Source organism: Nonomuraea sp. NPDC049158 (genome assembly GCF_040648335.1).
Lineage (GTDB): Bacteria > Actinomycetota > Actinomycetes > Streptosporangiales > Streptosporangiaceae > Nonomuraea.
In genome coordinates, this window is the sequence record NZ_JBEZDM010000048.1 from 41316 (window position 1) to 55722 (window position 14407).

General features: G+C 69.3%; 18 protein-coding genes. 6 read left to right on the top strand and 12 right to left on the bottom strand.

What is annotated here, in order from left to right; all coding sequences use genetic code 11:
• Positions 1 to 46 precede the first annotated feature (46 nt).
• A complete protein-coding gene (locus AB0B61_RS51380) occupies positions 47 to 784 on the bottom strand; it encodes a phosphotransferase (RefSeq protein WP_358448619.1) in 738 nt (245 codons plus the stop codon).
• Between the two features lie 143 nt (positions 785 to 927).
• Positions 928 to 1629 carry an NAD(P)H-binding protein gene (locus tag AB0B61_RS51385; protein ID WP_358448621.1) on the bottom strand — a complete coding sequence of 234 codons (702 nt, stop codon included), beginning with the start codon at positions 1627 to 1629 and terminating at the stop codon, positions 928 to 930.
• A 96-nt stretch (positions 1630 to 1725) separates the two neighbouring features.
• Here AB0B61_RS51385 and AB0B61_RS51390 point away from each other — a divergent pair, with 96 nt between their 5' ends.
• Complete coding sequence (locus AB0B61_RS51390) at positions 1726 to 2436, top strand: TetR/AcrR family transcriptional regulator (protein WP_358448623.1); 711 nt, start codon at positions 1726 to 1728, stop codon at positions 2434 to 2436.
• A gap of 38 nt (positions 2437 to 2474) precedes the next feature.
• Here AB0B61_RS51390 and AB0B61_RS51395 read toward each other — a convergent pair whose 3' ends face one another.
• Positions 2475 to 3278 carry a phosphotransferase gene (locus tag AB0B61_RS51395; protein ID WP_358448625.1) on the bottom strand — a complete coding sequence of 268 codons (804 nt, stop codon included), beginning with the start codon at positions 3276 to 3278 and terminating at the stop codon, positions 2475 to 2477.
• 135 nt (positions 3279 to 3413) lie between these two features.
• Between AB0B61_RS51395 and AB0B61_RS51400 the strand changes: the two genes are divergently transcribed.
• A complete protein-coding gene (locus AB0B61_RS51400) occupies positions 3414 to 3860 on the top strand; it encodes a universal stress protein (RefSeq protein WP_358448627.1) in 447 nt (148 codons plus the stop codon).
• Positions 3861 to 3868: 8 nt separating this feature from the next.
• Here the strand turns inward: AB0B61_RS51400 and soxR are convergent, their stop codons facing one another.
• Genes soxR through AB0B61_RS51415 form a run of 3 tightly spaced genes read right to left on the bottom strand, consistent with a single transcriptional unit; the run spans position 3869 to position 5546 of the window.
• A complete protein-coding gene (gene soxR, locus AB0B61_RS51405; protein ID WP_358448629.1) occupies positions 3869 to 4369 on the bottom strand; it encodes a redox-sensitive transcriptional activator SoxR in 501 nt (166 codons plus the stop codon).
• Between the two features lie 10 nt (positions 4370 to 4379).
• Complete coding sequence (locus tag AB0B61_RS51410) at positions 4380 to 5099, bottom strand: metallophosphoesterase (RefSeq protein ID WP_358448631.1); 720 nt, start codon at positions 5097 to 5099, stop codon at positions 4380 to 4382.
• 9 nt (positions 5100 to 5108) lie between these two features.
• On the bottom strand, positions 5109 to 5546 hold the full coding sequence (locus tag AB0B61_RS51415; protein ID WP_225300965.1) for an Lrp/AsnC family transcriptional regulator: 438 nt from the start codon (positions 5544 to 5546) through the stop codon (positions 5109 to 5111).
• Between the two features lie 70 nt (positions 5547 to 5616).
• Here AB0B61_RS51415 and AB0B61_RS51420 point away from each other — a divergent pair, with 70 nt between their 5' ends.
• Positions 5617 to 6495 carry an SMP-30/gluconolactonase/LRE family protein gene (locus AB0B61_RS51420; protein WP_358448633.1) on the top strand — a complete coding sequence of 293 codons (879 nt, stop codon included), beginning with the start codon at positions 5617 to 5619 and terminating at the stop codon, positions 6493 to 6495.
• Positions 6496 to 6509: 14 nt separating this feature from the next.
• Here the strand turns inward: AB0B61_RS51420 and AB0B61_RS51425 are convergent, their stop codons facing one another.
• Both AB0B61_RS51425 and AB0B61_RS51430 read right to left on the bottom strand, forming a co-directional pair.
• Positions 6510 to 7244 (bottom strand): ABC transporter permease, encoded by a 735-nt coding sequence (locus AB0B61_RS51425; protein ID WP_358448635.1) that lies wholly within the window; start codon positions 7242 to 7244, stop codon positions 6510 to 6512.
• Positions 7241 to 8146 carry an ABC transporter ATP-binding protein gene (locus AB0B61_RS51430; protein ID WP_358448637.1) on the bottom strand — a complete coding sequence of 302 codons (906 nt, stop codon included), beginning with the start codon at positions 8144 to 8146 and terminating at the stop codon, positions 7241 to 7243. Before AB0B61_RS51430 ends, AB0B61_RS51425 begins: the two co-directional genes overlap by 4 nt.
• A 109-nt stretch (positions 8147 to 8255) precedes the next feature.
• On the opposite strand from AB0B61_RS51430, the gene AB0B61_RS51435 reads away from it, so the two are divergent.
• The 3 genes from AB0B61_RS51435 (at position 8256) to dnaN (ending at position 11496) form a co-directional block, all read left to right on the top strand.
• Complete coding sequence (locus AB0B61_RS51435) at positions 8256 to 9689, top strand: histidine kinase (protein WP_358448638.1); 1434 nt, start codon at positions 8256 to 8258, stop codon at positions 9687 to 9689.
• Complete coding sequence (locus tag AB0B61_RS51440; RefSeq protein ID WP_225300970.1) at positions 9686 to 10336, top strand: response regulator transcription factor; 651 nt, start codon at positions 9686 to 9688, stop codon at positions 10334 to 10336. The genes AB0B61_RS51435 and AB0B61_RS51440 overlap by 4 nt, the downstream gene beginning before the upstream one ends.
• Positions 10337 to 10398: 62 nt before the next feature.
• A complete protein-coding gene (gene dnaN / locus AB0B61_RS51445; protein ID WP_358448640.1) occupies positions 10399 to 11496 on the top strand; it encodes a DNA polymerase III subunit beta in 1098 nt (365 codons plus the stop codon).
• Positions 11497 to 11499: 3 nt separating this feature from the next.
• On the opposite strand, the gene AB0B61_RS51450 is transcribed toward dnaN, so the two are convergent.
• From AB0B61_RS51450 to AB0B61_RS51465, 4 genes are all read right to left on the bottom strand, one after another.
• A complete protein-coding gene (locus tag AB0B61_RS51450; RefSeq protein ID WP_357655257.1) occupies positions 11500 to 12177 on the bottom strand; it encodes a FadR/GntR family transcriptional regulator in 678 nt (225 codons plus the stop codon).
• 99 nt (positions 12178 to 12276) lie between these two features.
• On the bottom strand, positions 12277 to 13620 hold the full coding sequence (locus AB0B61_RS51455) for a helix-turn-helix transcriptional regulator (protein ID WP_358448642.1): 1344 nt from the start codon (positions 13618 to 13620) through the stop codon (positions 12277 to 12279).
• A 96-nt stretch (positions 13621 to 13716) separates the two neighbouring features.
• Positions 13717 to 14247: a PH domain-containing protein gene (locus tag AB0B61_RS51460; RefSeq protein WP_225300974.1), complete on the bottom strand. Its 531-nt coding sequence runs from the start codon at positions 14245 to 14247 to the stop codon at positions 13717 to 13719.
• Positions 14244 to 14402, bottom strand: a complete 159-nt coding sequence (locus AB0B61_RS51465; RefSeq protein ID WP_225300975.1) for a hypothetical protein — start codon at positions 14400 to 14402, stop codon at positions 14244 to 14246. The genes AB0B61_RS51460 and AB0B61_RS51465 overlap by 4 nt, the downstream gene beginning before the upstream one ends.
• Positions 14403 to 14407 lie beyond the last annotated feature (5 nt).

Consider the following 14407-nt stretch of genomic DNA (forward strand, 5'->3'; position numbering starts at 1 on the left):
CGTCTGTTGTCGCGCCGGCCGTCGATCTGACGAAGCTCGTGCGGTCTCACATCCGGGCTGTCAGGACGTCGACCTCGCAGCCTGGCAAGAACGGGTCGAAGCCGTGCTCGACCAGCCAGCGGATCGCCAGCAGGCTTCGCGACGACCACCATCCGCGGATCACGTCGAGGTCGACGTCCGTGCCGTAGCCGGCGACGACGTCGCCAAGGCGCTCCTCGTGCCCGAGCGTCAAGCTGGCGAGGTCGTACAGGGCATCGCCCTGGGCCGCCTCGGACCAGTCGATCACGCCGGTGATCTCGTCACCGTCGACGAACATGTGGGTGATCTGCAGGTCGCCGTGCGTGAACACCGGTGTCCACGGCCGCAGCGCGGCCTCGGCGACCCGGCGGTTGCGCGTGACCAGGTCGGCGGGAAGGACGCCGTTCGTGACGAGCCACTCGCATTCGCCGTCGAGGTGCGATGCGATCTCGTCGAGGCTTCGACCGGGCCAGGGCGGCAGCGGCGCGTCGTGCAGCGTCCGGACAGCGGCACCCGCCGCGGCCCACGCCGCCGACGACGCGGTCGACGGCTCGCCGAGGCGGCCGAGTGCCGTCCCCGGGAGGGCGGCGAGCGCGAGCACGGGCGGCTTGCGCCACAGGACCTCCGGGGTCGGGATCGGCGCCATGGCCATCGCCTCGACCTCGACGTCGGTGCGTGTCTGATCAGCGTCGATCTTCAGGAACACGTCGCCGACGCGCAGGGTCGCGCGCTCGGAATGGGCGACGACGACCTCGACCTCCTCCACGTCGGCCATTATCGCGGGACGATCATCGACGTCGCCACGGGTTTATCGCGTGCGACCGCGCGGGGTCGTGTGACGCCCCCCGGGGACCATGGTGGCCGTCGCGCCCACTGATCATCGGGCGAGAAAGAAGGCTCCCAGCAGGTTCAGTAGCCGATGGTGAAGCGCCGCTGGACGAAACGCGGCAGTTCCGCCTCGTCGACGAGGGCGACGGCGGCGTCCTCCGAGGAGATGCGACTGCGTCCGTCGGCGTCGAGGACCGGTTGGTCGCCACCGATCCGGAAGCGGCCGGTGCGCCGGCCGGGAGCGATGTCCTCGGCCGGGCTGAAGTAGGTCCAGAGCCGGTTGGACGTGCGCAGGACGTTCAGGGCGTCCCGATGCCCGCGTACGGCGGCGGCGTACTCCCTCGGCAGCCCAATCTGATCGAGGGTCTCGTGCAGGAGTTCGTCGGAGTCGGCTCGTACGAGGCCAGGCTCGATCTCCAGGCTCCCGGCGCCGCCGATCACGATCAGCCGAGTACGGGGATGACTCTCCAGCGCCTTGAGCAGCGCCCGGGCGGCGGTGGCGTAGGCCGTGGGGTCGGCGATCGAACGCGACACAGTGTCGGCGAAGTCGTCGGCGGCGTTGCCGGGCTGGTATCCGCTGATCAGTACGTCCAGCCCCGGCAGGACCGCGGCGATGCTCGCGGCATCGAGGACGTCAACGCTCTTCCAGACGACGTTCTCGCGCTCTTCGCTGATCCGGGTGGCGTCGCGGCTGAACGCTGTGACGTGATGCCCCCGGTGGAGGGCTTCGGTGACGACGCGGCTTCCGATGCCGCCCGTGGCGCCGATGATGCCGATGTGCATGGGTTCTCCCTATGTGGCGCTGTCAGATGGGAGGAGACTATACGGCGTGAAGTTTTTATACGGCAAGCAGTCTGGGGACGCTGTAGAGTGGCCGCTGTGGGAAGCACGGGAGGACGCCGCGAACGGCTGCGGGCCGAGACGACAGCGGAGATCCAGCAGGTCGCGCTCAAACTGATGGCCTCGGGCGGACCCGACGCCATCACGCTGCGGGCCATCGCCCGCGAGATGGGCATGACCGCCAACGCGATCTACGGCTACTTCGCCACCCGCGACGATCTGGTCACGACGCTGATCAACGAGGTCTACACCGCGCTGGCCGACGCCGTGGACGCCGCATGGGCCAAGGCCCCGGCGGCGCGTCCGGCCAGTCGGATCCAGACGTGGGCGCGCGCCTTCCGGGACTGGGCTCTGGCCAATCCCGAGGGATTTCGCCTCATCTACGGCGACCCCGTGCCCGGCTATCAAGCTCCCGAGGGCGGCGCCGCTCCGGACGCCGCGCACCGAGTCTGTACGGGCATCGCCGCCCTCGCGGACGCCGCCTGGCCACACGCCGAACACCTTTACGCGCACAGCGACTTCCAATGGTCCGACTTCGACGCCGGGCTTCTCGGCAAGGTCCGCCCGGCGTTCCCCACCCTGCCGCCGGCCGGCGTGGCGCTCGCGCTGCGTATCTGGGGCCACCTGCACGGCCTGGTGTCACTGGAGATCTACGGGCATCTGCGTACCCAGACGATCAGTCCCGACAAGCTTTTCCAGGAAGAACTGGCCCAGCTCGTCCGGTCACTGGGCATCGAATCCGTGGCATGACGGCCCTGCGCCGCGACGCCCCTTGACCATGCTTCCGGTCAGAGCGGCCTGAGTCGTTCGGCGACGTCGAGCCAGACGGTGACCTCGGTGGCGGTGAAGTGCCGGATCGCCCAGTCGACCATGCGCAGGCTCATGTGCGCCCAGCAGGCCCGCTCCGCCTCCTCGGACACCATGCCGTCGAGCAGCCGAGCGAGCTCCGGAGCCCGGTGCGTGAGGTCGAAGCGCAGCGTGAAGAGGTCGAAGTCCGCGTCACCCCGCGTGGCGCCGTCCCAGTCGATCACTCCGGTGACCGTGCCCGAGGCGTCGACCAGCACGTTCTCGGGATGGAAGTCGGTGTGGACGAGGTCGTCGCCGTCCAGCCGCTCCGGTAGGGCGGCGCCGATCTCCTCGACCTGGTCGAGCAGTCGCCGCGTGCGGCTGTCGTAGGTCCGCAGCGGCTCGTGCAGGCAGAAGCCCGGCCCGTCGGTACGCAGGAAGAGCGCGAACCCGGGCAGGTCCTTACGGCCGGCCAGCAGGCCGCGGCAGCGCCGGTTGACGTTGAGCATCGACTCGATCGTGACCCGGGAGGGCTCGCGCGGGGGAGAGCCCGGCAGCAACTCCTGCACCACGACCGGCGGGCGCACCAGCTCGTACCGGGGCGCCGGGACCCCGGCCGCGCGGGCCACCTCCAGCAGCGCGCCGACATCGGGTCCGCGGGTGAGCACCGACCGGTGGCCGTCGGGCCAGCGTACGTACGCGGCGCCGACCTGGCCGCCGGGGCACGGGCCTTCATAGATGAGGGGGACGTCGAGCTCGCGCAGGACGCCGTCGATGTCGAGGCGTGGCACGCGGGGGAGAGTCACGAAGACCGATCCTCGCCGGTTCTTCAGCTGCGACACAACAGCTTTGTGACACAACAGACAGCGGCTCCCGGAATCCCGGCTGATCGTCCCAGTGCTGCAACGAGAGAGTGAGCTTCAACTGAAGGGGAGCACGCCATGACCATCCTCGTCGCCTACGACGGCTCAGCCGACTCGCGCGCCGCCATCGAGTTCGCGGCCAAGCACCTGGCCGCCGAGCCCACGCTCATCGTGACCGTGTGGGAGCCGCTGCTCGTGCAGCTCAAGAGGTATCCGCTGGCCGGTGCCGCCGTGGTCGCCGACTCCAGTGAGGAGTGGCGGGTCCAGGCCGAGCAGTACGCCAAGGAGGGGGCCGAGCTGGCGATCGCCGCCGGGCTCGCGGATGTGACGTATCGGGCGGTGGCCGACAGAGAGTCGATCTGGCGGACGATCGTGGACGTGGCGGACGAGGTCGACGCGTCGCTGGTCGTCACGGGGTCGCGAGGACTGGCCGGCGTGCGCTCCGTGCTCCTGGGCAGCGTCTCCAACCACGTGCTGCACCACGCCCACCGGCCGACCCTGATCGTCCCGCCGGCCAAGCACTGATCGGTGCGCTAGCAGGCGGCCTGTGGGGCCGAGCAGCTCTCCTTGGCCGAGGTGAGCCGGGTGTCGATGCGCCTCGCGCCCGGTCCCTCGTTGCCCAGCCGGTCGTGCGGGTTGGCCAGCGCGCACCGGTCGAGCGACAGGCACCCGCACCCGATGCACTCGGTGAGGTCGTCGCGGAGCCGCTGCAGCTGCTCGATCCGGTCGTCGAGCTCGCTGCGCCAGGCCGCCGACAGCCGCGCCCAGTCATCACGGGTGGGCGTGCGCTCCTCGGGCAGCTCGCCCAGGGCGTCCTTGATGGTCCGCAGCGGGATGCCCAGCCGCTGCGACAGCCGGACGAACGCGACCCGGCGCAGCGTGTCACGGGTGTAGCGCCGCTGGTTGCCCGCGGTTCGGCGGCTCCCGATGAGCCCCTTGGCCTCGTAGAAGTGCAGCGCGGACACGGCCACGCCGCTGCGCTCGGCGAGCTGGCCGACCGTCAGCTCCTTGGAGTTCCACGCCACCTTGGTCATAACCTCAATATTACTTGAGGATTACCGGCCGGAAGTGGGTGACCAGCTGCCGGCCGTCGAAGATGTGCAGCGCGTACGCGGGCGGCAGGTCGTACGAGACGGGGATCTCGGCCTCGGTCTCCGCGCCGGTCAGGCAGGTGGAGATGACGCCGGGCGCGACGACGAGCGGCAGTCCGGCGAACCGGGCCGACACGGCGGTGTGCGCGTGGCCGGTCAGCACCCCGGCCACGTTCGGGTGCCGTGATAGCAGGTCCGCCAGCCGTTCCGGCTCGCGCAGCCGGATCTGGTCGACGTACGGGATGCCCAGCTCGATCGGCGGATGGTGCATCCCCACGAACGCCGGGACGCCGGGCCGCTCCGACAGCACCTCGTCGAGCCAGGCCAGCGTCTCGTCGGCCAGGTAGCCGTGGTGGTGACCGGGCACGCTCGAATCGGCCAGGGCGATGGTCAGGTCGCCGAGCCTGAGCGCCTGGTTGGCCGGGCCGAGCAGCTTCTCGAACTCCGGCACCGCGTCATGGTTGCCCGGACAGACGGCCAGCGGCCGCTCGTCGCGGAGCAGCTCCTCCGCGATCGCGTATTCCGCCGGCAACGCGTGGTCGGCGATGTCACCCGTGACCAGGACGGCGTCGAGGCGCAACGTCCGCAGGTGCTCCATGACCTGCCGCGTACGCTCGACGCTCTCGTCGGAGCCACCGATGTGGGTATCACTGATCTGCGCAAAAATCGCCACCTGAGCACCCTATTCCACGTGTACGGGCCGCTCGAAGAACGTCTCCAGCACGACGACCGTCTGGGTCCCGGTCACGCCGTCCACCTCGAACACCTGCCGCAGCACCTGCTGTAACTCCCTCGTGTCGGCCGTGCGGACCTTGAGCAGCACCGAGGCCGGACCGGCGATGACGTGCGCCTCCTCGACCGGCGCGATCGCGGCCAGCCGCGCGGCGGCGTCCCCCATCCAGGCGCCGCCGTCGACCAGCACGTACGCCACCACCTCGCGCCCGAGCGCGGCCGGGTCCACCTCGATCGTGGTGCGCTTGATCACCCCACGCTCGCGCAGCTTGCGCACCCGCTCGTGCGCCGCCCCGCCCGACAGGCCGACCGCCTTGCCGAGCACCGCGTACGACCGCGTGGCGTCTTCCTGAAGCAGGCCGATCAGCATCTTGTCGATCTCGTCCATGACAGTATGCTATTCGACCATGCAGCCATTTCACCAAACACCATATGGACACATCCCCACGGAGCTAGAGGTGCTGGACGAGCGCTTCGCCACGGTCGGCGGTGACGACCTGGTCGAGCGCCTCTACTTCGGCACCCGCTGGGCCGAGGGGCCCGTCTATTTCCCGGCGGGCCGCTTCCTGGTCTGGAGCGACATCCCCAACGACCGGATGCTGCGCTGGGACGAGATGACCGGCGCCGTGGGCCCGTTCCGGCAGCCCGCCGGCTACGTCAACGGCAACACGCTCGACCGCCAGGGCCGTCTGATCTCGTGCGAGCAGGGTCTGCGCCGGGTCACCCGTACCGAGGCCGACGGCTCCATCACCGTGATCGCCGACCGGTGGCAGGGCAAGCGGCTCAACAGCCCGAACGACGCGGTGGTCCGCTCCGACGGCTCCATCTGGTTCACCGACCCCGCCTATGGCATCGACAGCGACTACGAGGGCTTTCGGGCCGAGCCGGAGATCGACGGCTGTCACGTCTACCGCGTCGATCCGGTGACGGGCGAGGTGAGCCGGGTGGCCGACGACTTCGACCGGCCCAACGGCCTGGCCTTCTCGCTGGAGGAGTCCCGTCTCTTCATTGCCGACACCCGCCGCAGGCACATACGGGTGCTCGACGTGCACGACAACGGCACGCTCTCGGGCGGCGAGGTTTTCGCGCAGGGAGGCGACGACGACCGCTTCGACGGCATGCGCCTGGACGACACGGGCCGGGTGTGGGCGGCGGCGGGCAAGGCGGTGCTCTGCCACGACCCCGACGGGACGCTGATCGGCCGGCTCCGCCTGCCTGACGATGTCGCCAACCTGGTGTTCGGCGGACTCAAGCGCAACAGGCTCTTCATCGCGTCCTCGTCCTCGCTCTACTCGGTGATGCTGAACGTCACGGGCGCCCGCCCCATCTGGTCCTAGCGCTACACCCAGCGTCATTCCCAGCGGAACAACCGGATCGCGATCCCGCCGAAGACCAGCAGGCCGACCGCCATGACGACGAGGTGCAGCGGCTGCGGCGCGTGGCCCGCCCAGGTGTCGCGCAACGCCTGGGCGAACGGCCCCGCCACCGAATAGTCGCTCACCGCCCGCAGCGCGTCCGGCATGAACTCACGCGGGATCCACATGCCCGACACGAACATCAGCGGAAACATCACCACCGACCCGATCCCCGGCGCCGCCTTCCCCGACGGCGCGACCGAGGCGATCACCAGCCCTAGAGCCAGCAGCGCGGCCGAGCCGAGCAGGAAGACCAGCGCGAAACCGGGGAGCTGCTTGGGTATCGCGACGCCGCGCACCAGGTTCCCGACCACCACCAGGAGGACGACCGACACGGTGCCGATGGCCAGGTTGATGATGAGCTGGGCGGCCAGCAGCCGCCCCGGCGCAACGGGCGTCGTCGACATCCGCCTGAGCACCCCCTGCTCGCGATAGGTGACCAGGACGGCCGGCAGCACCGTGCAGGCGAGCGTCAGCACCGAGAGCAAGGTCATCTGGGCCGGCAGCTGGGTGTCGATCATCCGCTGGCCGTCCAGCGCCGGATCGGCCTTGGACAGGTCGGGGATGCCGCCGAGCACCAGCAGCAGGGCGAGCGGCAGGCCGAGGGTGAAGACGATCGTGGACCACTGCCGCAGATGCAGCTTGGTCTCGACGAAGAGGATCTTCCTCATGACAGCTTCCTTCCGGTCAGAGCGAGGAACGCGTCGTCGAGCGTGGCCTGCTCGATGCGCAGGTCGGCGGGTACGACCTCATGCCGGGCGAGCGTCAGCATGACGGAGGTGGCCAGGTCGCCGGTGCCCGTCACCACGACCTGCTCGCCGGTCCTGGCGACCTCGCTCACCTCGGGCAGGGCCAGCAGGAGGTCGTCGGAGAAGGGCGCGGTCGGCCGGAACCGCAGCCGCTGCGCCCCGCCCACCTGGGCGATCAGCCCTGCGGGCGTGTCAGTGGCGACGACCCGGCCCGCGTCGATGAGCGCGACGCGGTCGCAGAGCCGCTCGGCCTCCTCCATGAAGTGGGTGACGAGCACGATCGTCACGCCGGAGTCGCGTACCTGCTCGACCAGCTGCCAGGTGTCCCTGCGGGCCTGCGGGTCGAGGCCGGTGGTGAGCTCGTCGAGCACCGCGACACGCGGCCGGCCCACCAACGCCAGCGCGATGGACAGGCGCTGCCGCTGACCGCCGGAGAGCTTGGCGAAGCGCTCCTCCCGATTGCCGCCGAGCCCGACGCGCTCGATCAGCTCGGACCAGTCGGCCGGATCCGGATAGAAGGAGGCGTAGAGATCCAGCGCCTCCCACACCTTGATCTTGTCGGGCAGCGCGGCACTCTGCAGCTGCGCGCCGAGCACCCGCCGTAACGCGTCCCTGTCCTGATGGGGGTCGATCCCGGTCACGCGTACGGTGCCTCGATCGGGAGTGCGCAACCCCGCGACGCACTCGACGGTCGTGGTCTTGCCGGCGCCGTTCGGGCCGAGGATGCCGAAGATCTCGCCCTCCGACACCTCGAACGACACGTCGTCCACCGCCACATGGTTCGGGTACCGCTTGTGGAGGTTCCTGACCTCGATGACTTTCATGCCTTAGACGCTAGGAATTCCGGCTCTCGCCGAGAATCGGGCTGGGTACCCGGCGAAGGTGTATCTAGGTGCAATATGCGCGATGCCGCGGATCGCGCACACTGGGAGCATGCTGAGAAGGTACGGCCAGGTCGCGGCCCTGCTGGCGCTGATCCTCGTCGAGGTGCCCACTGCCGTCGTCTCCTTCGGCCTGCTCGTCCTGACCTTCGGCCTCGGCGTGGTCCCCCTCTTCCCGCTGCAGGTGCGGCTGGCCAGGCAGGTGGCGGAGCACAGGAGACGACTGGCCGGGGAGTGGTTAGGAGTCCGGATCGACTCGCCGTACCTGCCCAAGCCGCCGCCCCCGCAGCGGCAGGCCGACGGGATGTACCGCTCGCACCGCACGCTGTACAAGTCGCCGCGGGTGCCGGCCTGGAACGACCGGTGGAAGTGGCTGGTCTCCGACCCGGCGACCTGGCGCGACTGCGTCTGGCTGGTCCTGGACCCGGTGGTCAAACTGGGCCTGCTGCCCCTGCTCCTGCTGCTGCCCGACCGCGGGCTGCGCGTCTACGGCATGTGGTGCGAGCTGGTGCTGTCCGCGACCGCGGCGAGCCGCCTGGCGGGGCAGGTCAGCCACCTTCAGCGGGTACGCAACCTGGCGGCCGACACCCAGTCCGCGGAGATGCGCAGGATCGAGCGAGACCTGCATGACGGCACGCAGGCGCGGCTGGTGGCGATCGGCATGACGCTCGGCGCCGTCGAACAGCTCGTCGACACCGACCCGGCCGCGGCCAAGGCGCTGCTGTCCAAGGCCAAGGAGGCGTCCTCGGAGACGCTCACCGAGCTGCGTACGGTCATCCGCGGCATCCACCCGCCGGTGCTGGCCGAGCGCGGGCTCGCCGACGCGGTGCGCGCCCTGGCCATCGACAGCCCGCTCCGGGTGAACGTGGACGTCGACCTGCCGCACCGCCCGGAGCCGCCGGTGGAGGCCGCCGCCTACTTCGCGGTCAGTGAGCTGCTGTCCAACGCCGCCAGGCACGGCGGTGCCGCCACGGCCACCGTCGACCTCAGCGGCAACGGCCCCGACCTGCGGATCTCCGTGACCGACGACGGCATGGGCGGCGCCGACCCCGGCAAGGGCAGCGGCCTCATGGGCATAGAGCGGCGGCTGGCCGCCTTCGACGGGGTGCTCGCGGTGAACAGCCCGCCCGGCGGGCCGACCACGGTGACCATGAGCATGCCCAAGGTCCTGCCGAACCACTGGGCGGGCAGCCTGCCCAAGCTGCCGCGCTGGAAGGCCGCCGTGGTGGTCACGCTCTGGCTGACCTCCTGGTGCCCGCTGTTCCCGCAGGGCATCGTGGCGGGCATCTTCAAGGTCTTCGGCATCCCGGAGAAGGCCTGGTTCCTCGCGTTGTACATGCCCGAGCCGTGGCAGTGGCCGGTCATCCTGTTCATGATCGCGCTCGGTTGCGCCATGTACCTGACCGCCACCGTGATCCCGGCCTGCCACAACAGGGATCGCTGGTGGGCGGAGGCGACACCTCGCCGTCTATGGTTCAGCAGATGAACCGCGTTCTCGTCGCCGAAGACCTCTACCTGCTCAGAGACGGCCTGGTCCACCTGCTCCAGGCGCACGGCTTCACGGTCGTGGCCGCCGTGGAGAGCGGTCCCGAGCTGCTCAAGGGGCTGATCGAGCTGCGCCCGGACGTCTCGATCGTGGACGTACGGCTGCCGCCCACCTTCACCGACGAGGGCCTGCAGGCCGCGCTGGCAGCCCGCCAGCAGGTGCCCGGACTGCCCATCCTGGTGCTGTCGCAGCACGTCGAGCAGCTGTACGCGCGTGAGCTGCTCGCCGATGGGTCCGGCGCGATCGGCTACCTGCTCAAGGACCGGGTGTTCAACGCCGAGCAGTTCATCGACGCCGTACGCCGGGTCGCCCAGGGCGGCACCGCGATGGACCCCGACGTGATCGCCAAGCTGTTGGCCAGCAATGCCAGGAACGAGCCGCTGGCCGCCCTCACGCCACGCGAGCGGGAGGTGCTGGAGGCGATGGCCGAAGGGCGCTCCAACGCCGCCATCTCCCAGCGGCTCTACCTCAGCGAGAGCGCGGTGGCCAAGCACACGGCCGGCATCTTCGCCAAGCTGGGTCTGGCGCCTTCTGACGACGACAATCGCCGGGTCCTGGCGGTGCTCGCCTACCTCAACAGCAGATAGCCGCATTGTCGGTGGCACCGGCTACCTTTCATAGGAGGCAGCAACGCGAAAGGGTGGGTCAGGTGAAAATCCGGGTAAACCGCGATGTTCTGGCAGACGCGGTGGCATGGGCCGCCAGGGTGCTGCCAAGCCGCCCTGTGGTGCCCGTGCTCTCGGGCCTGCTGCTGGGGGCCGATGAGGAGCTGAGCCTGTCCGCGTACGACTACGACGTCTCGGCCCAGGCCAGGATCGAGGCCGACGTGGCCGAGCAGGGCCAGGTGCTCATCCCGGGCCGGCTGCTCGCGGAGATCAGCCGCAGCCTGCCCGCCGAGGACGTCGAGATCGTCACCGAGGGGCAGGAGGCGGTCCTGACCTGTGGCAGCGCCGAGTTCGGCCTGATCACGATGCCCGTCGAAGACTTCCCGACCATGCCCACGATGCCGCCGAGCATCGGCGCCATCGGCGGCGGCGTCTTCGCCTCGGCCGTGGGCCAGGTCGCGCCCGCCTCCAGCCGCGACGACACGCTGCCGATGCTCACCGGCATCAGGGTCGACATCGAGGGCGAGTCGATCACGATGGCGGCCACCGACCGCTACCGCATCGCGGCCCGCGACCTCACCTGGCGCCCGGCCACGCCTGACGTCGCGGTGTCCGCCATGGTGCCCGCCCGCGTGCTGGTCGACGTGGCCAAGACGCTGCGCGGCGGCGAGGTGGCGGTGGCGCTGGGCGACGGCGTGGCGGGCTTCGAGAGCGTCGGCCGCAGCACCACGGTCCGCCTGCTCGACGAGCAGTTCATCGACTATCGCACCAGGCTGACCGCCGACTGGTCGATCAGGGCCGACGTCCCGGTGACGGCGTTCGTCAACGCCATCAAGCGGGTGGCGCTGGTGGCCGAGCGCAACACCGCGATCCGGCTGTCGTTCAGCCAGGGGCACGTACGCATCCAGGCCGGCGGCGGCGACATCGGCCGCGGCTCCGAGGTGGTCGAGTGCGAGCTGCGCGGCGACGACATCCAGATCGCCTTCCAGTCGCAGTTCCTCCTCGACGGCCTGACCGGCATAGAGACCGACCTGGCCCGCCTCAACATGGAGTCACCGACGAGGGCCGCCCTGATCCAGGACGTTCCTGGTGACGGGCAGCCCAGCTTCCGCTACTTGGTGATGTCGCTGCGCCTCGGGTGAGGGTTATTCGCCTTCGGTGAGCGCGATGAGAATGTGCTCCATGCAGGCGTGCCCGGCGCGCTCGGCGGCCGTGGCGTCGCCCGAGGAGATGGCGCGCGCGATGGCGTCGTGGGGGATGTAGCTCTTGTTCAGCGACGTGCCCGCGGCCGTGATGCTGGCCCGCAGTGCCGCCGAGAAGTCCTCATAGAGGTCGATCAGCACGAGGTTGTGCGTGGCGTGCGCCACGGACATGTGGAAGGCCAGGTCGGCCTCGACGAAGGCTTCCGGGTCGTCCAGCTCCCAGGCGCGGTCGCGCTCGGCCAGAGCGGCCTCGATGCGCAGGATGTCCTCGTCGGTGCGCCTGGTGGCGGCCAGGCGAGCAGATTCGACCTCCAGTGCGCGGCGCACCTCGAGAATCTCCAACTGCTCGGCCTGGCGCAGGCGCCTCAGCATGGCGCCGGAGAGCTCGCTGGTGGCGCGGACATAGGTCCCGTCACCCTGGCGGCACTCCAGCAGCCCGGCGTGTGTAAGCGCGCGTACGGCCTCGCGAACGGTGTTGCGTCCCACTCCGAGCTGCTCAGCGAGCACCGTCTCAGTTGGGATCTTGCCGTTCATCTGCCACAACCCTGAGGTGATCTGCTCCTTGAGCTGATCGATCACCTGGTCGACGAGCGAAGCTCGCTGAGCCGTACGCAGACTCACAGTCCGCCTCCTCCGGGGGTGCCAGTCATCCCATGAGTCAATGACTGGTAGACCCTAATTATTCCAGACTCAAAAACCAAATCTGGAGCTCCCGGAGGGCTAGCGGTTCACTGAAACGTCGATCTTCACCCCTGCCAGTGCGGAATGGACTCCGGCGGCCTCCAACGCCCTGCGATAGGCGCTGGTCTGCTGGGCCTTGTCCCCGGAGCTGCCGTAAAGGTCGCCCAGTTCTCGCCAGCAGCGTGCGGCCTGCCTGTCAGAGCCGAACACCGGACGGTTGAGCGTCTCGAGCAGCTGCCGAGCCTCGCCGAGCGGTCTCGACATGTCGGCGTCCAGGGCGAGCGCCACGGTGGCGAGCACGAGGTGGGCCTCGGCCGGTGCCGTGCCCGGGGCGTCGTGCACCAGGTCGAGCGCCGAGGTGGCCAGCTCGCCCGCCCGCACGGCGTCTCGCGCCCGCAGCTTGACCCTGGCGTGCGCGATGAGGCTCTCGCCATGCTCCTGCGTGCTGCCCGCGGTGCTCGCGAACACGCGAGTCGCCGCTTCGGCCCACTGGTCGGCCTCGGCGATCGGCGCGGAGTCGATCCTGGCCCAGTGCATGGCCACGCGGGCCAGCTGCAGCGTGAGCCTGGCCGGTCGGCCGGCCATGATCGCGTCGTCGGCCAGGCGGACGGCCAGCGCGGAGTCCTCGCCACCGGCCGCGGCCACACTGGCCTGCCAGAGGGCGTGGATCTCAGCGGAACGGTCCACAATCTCAGGCACGCCGCTGGCGTCGAGCACCCGCCGGACGAAGCCGAGCTCGGGAGAGTCGCCCTCGCGTCCGCTGCGCACCTCTACCAGCGCGGCGGCCAGATCGATGGCGATCTCGCCTTGCGTGACCGCCAGCCGCTCCGCCTGCTCCAGCGCGTGCGCGGCCAGGTCGCGAGCCCGCAGACGGTCGCCCGCCCGCTGGTAGCAGCGGCTCAGCGCGACGGTGAGCGGCAGGTCGGCCAGCCGCTCAGGATGGGCCGCCGCCTCCCTGCGCAGCCGCTCGAACGCCTCGACCGCCTGGCCGAGCCGTCCCTGCGCTTCGAGGGCGCGGGCCCTGCCGAGGCGAGCGTGCGCGGTCAGCAGCGCGTTCTCCTCGTCGGCCGCTTTCACGATCTCCGTGAAGCGGTCGGCCGCGACGGCCGGGTCACCATGCTGTAGTTCCAGCTCAGCGTGGCGCAGGCCGAGCTCGGTATCGATGCGCTGCCGAGGTTCGATCCCATGCAGGAGGAACTCGGTGGTGCACCCCAGGCGCTCGGCCAGGAGTCTTGCTACAACCGGAGTCGGAGTCCGCTTGCCCGACTCGATGAGCGAGACATAACTGTCAGACAGGTCGGGTCCGGCCAGTTGGGCCTGTGACATCCGCCTGTTTAGCCGCAGTCCTCGGACGCGGTCACCGATGGTTCCCTGACTCGGCATCTCATCTCTCAAGGCGGGGAAGGGTCAACACTCCGCAATGATTGCATGAAGTGGCGCAATCGGGTATCCCCACGTGAAGAATTCCCCACGGCAGGATTAATCGTCGCTGTCGTCCTTGCTGGGGAAAAGCATCTGGCACACTTCGAGGTACAGAGTCTCCGGATACGGAATGTACTCGACCGTTGACAGTGCCTGATCCTGACCAGCGGATTCAAGGATGAACTCACCGTAACCGAGCATGCGCCCAAGGAGAGATCTTTGGAAGCTCATGTCGGTGACCTTGCCCAACGGCATCATCGCGACTTTGCGGGTGATGAGGCCCGTGGTGAGCAACATCCGTTTTGAGGTGACCACAAAGTAGTCGACCGACCACTCCGCGACTTTCCATACAAAGCGGATCAAGAGCAGAAGCCAGAGCCACCAGACGACGACGAGAGCCGTGCTGCTCCCCTCGCCGCCGAAAATCTTGCTGAGCAGCCCGGCGATGATCAGGCCGCCGAAGACCTCGGCGACCGGGCGAAGCAGCACGGCTGGGTGACGCCGCACCATGATGACCTGTTGTTCGTGGGGGAGTAGGTAGCGGTTGACCGACGCCGGAGCAGAGTCCCCGTGGGTCACAAGTCTCATGCGAGGTTGTTCACAAATTGGGCCAGTGAGTCGGCCGCGTTGATCACGTTGTCGAACACCCCTCTGACCGCGTCAGCGGCATCGGTTGGTCGCGCGAACAGGTAGTACGCCACAAAAGCCATACCACCGTATGTGAGGACCTTTTTGACCTGCACTGTCG

Excerpts from the sequence above, each read along its gene's own strand:
- AB0B61_RS51385 (WP_358448621.1), bottom strand. The coding sequence starts at position 1,629 with ATGCACATCGGCATCATCGGCGCCACGGGCGGCATCGGAAGCCGCGTC.
- AB0B61_RS51400 (WP_358448627.1), top strand. The coding sequence starts at position 3,414 with ATGACCATCCTCGTCGCCTACGACGGCTCAGCCGACTCGCGCGCCGCC.
- soxR (WP_358448629.1), bottom strand. The coding sequence starts at position 4,369 with ATGACCAAGGTGGCGTGGAACTCCAAGGAGCTGACGGTCGGCCAGCTC.
- AB0B61_RS51415 (WP_225300965.1), bottom strand. The coding sequence starts at position 5,546 with ATGGACGAGATCGACAAGATGCTGATCGGCCTGCTTCAGGAAGACGCC.
- AB0B61_RS51425 (WP_358448635.1), bottom strand. The coding sequence starts at position 7,244 with ATGAGGAAGATCCTCTTCGTCGAGACCAAGCTGCATCTGCGGCAGTGG.
- AB0B61_RS51430 (WP_358448637.1), bottom strand. The coding sequence starts at position 8,146 with ATGAAAGTCATCGAGGTCAGGAACCTCCACAAGCGGTACCCGAACCAT.
- AB0B61_RS51435 (WP_358448638.1), top strand. The coding sequence starts at position 8,256 with ATGCTGAGAAGGTACGGCCAGGTCGCGGCCCTGCTGGCGCTGATCCTC.
- AB0B61_RS51440 (WP_225300970.1), top strand. The coding sequence starts at position 9,686 with ATGAACCGCGTTCTCGTCGCCGAAGACCTCTACCTGCTCAGAGACGGC.
- AB0B61_RS51455 (WP_358448642.1), bottom strand. The coding sequence starts at position 13,620 with ATGCCGAGTCAGGGAACCATCGGTGACCGCGTCCGAGGACTGCGGCTA.
- AB0B61_RS51460 (WP_225300974.1), bottom strand. The coding sequence starts at position 14,247 with ATGAGACTTGTGACCCACGGGGACTCTGCTCCGGCGTCGGTCAACCGC.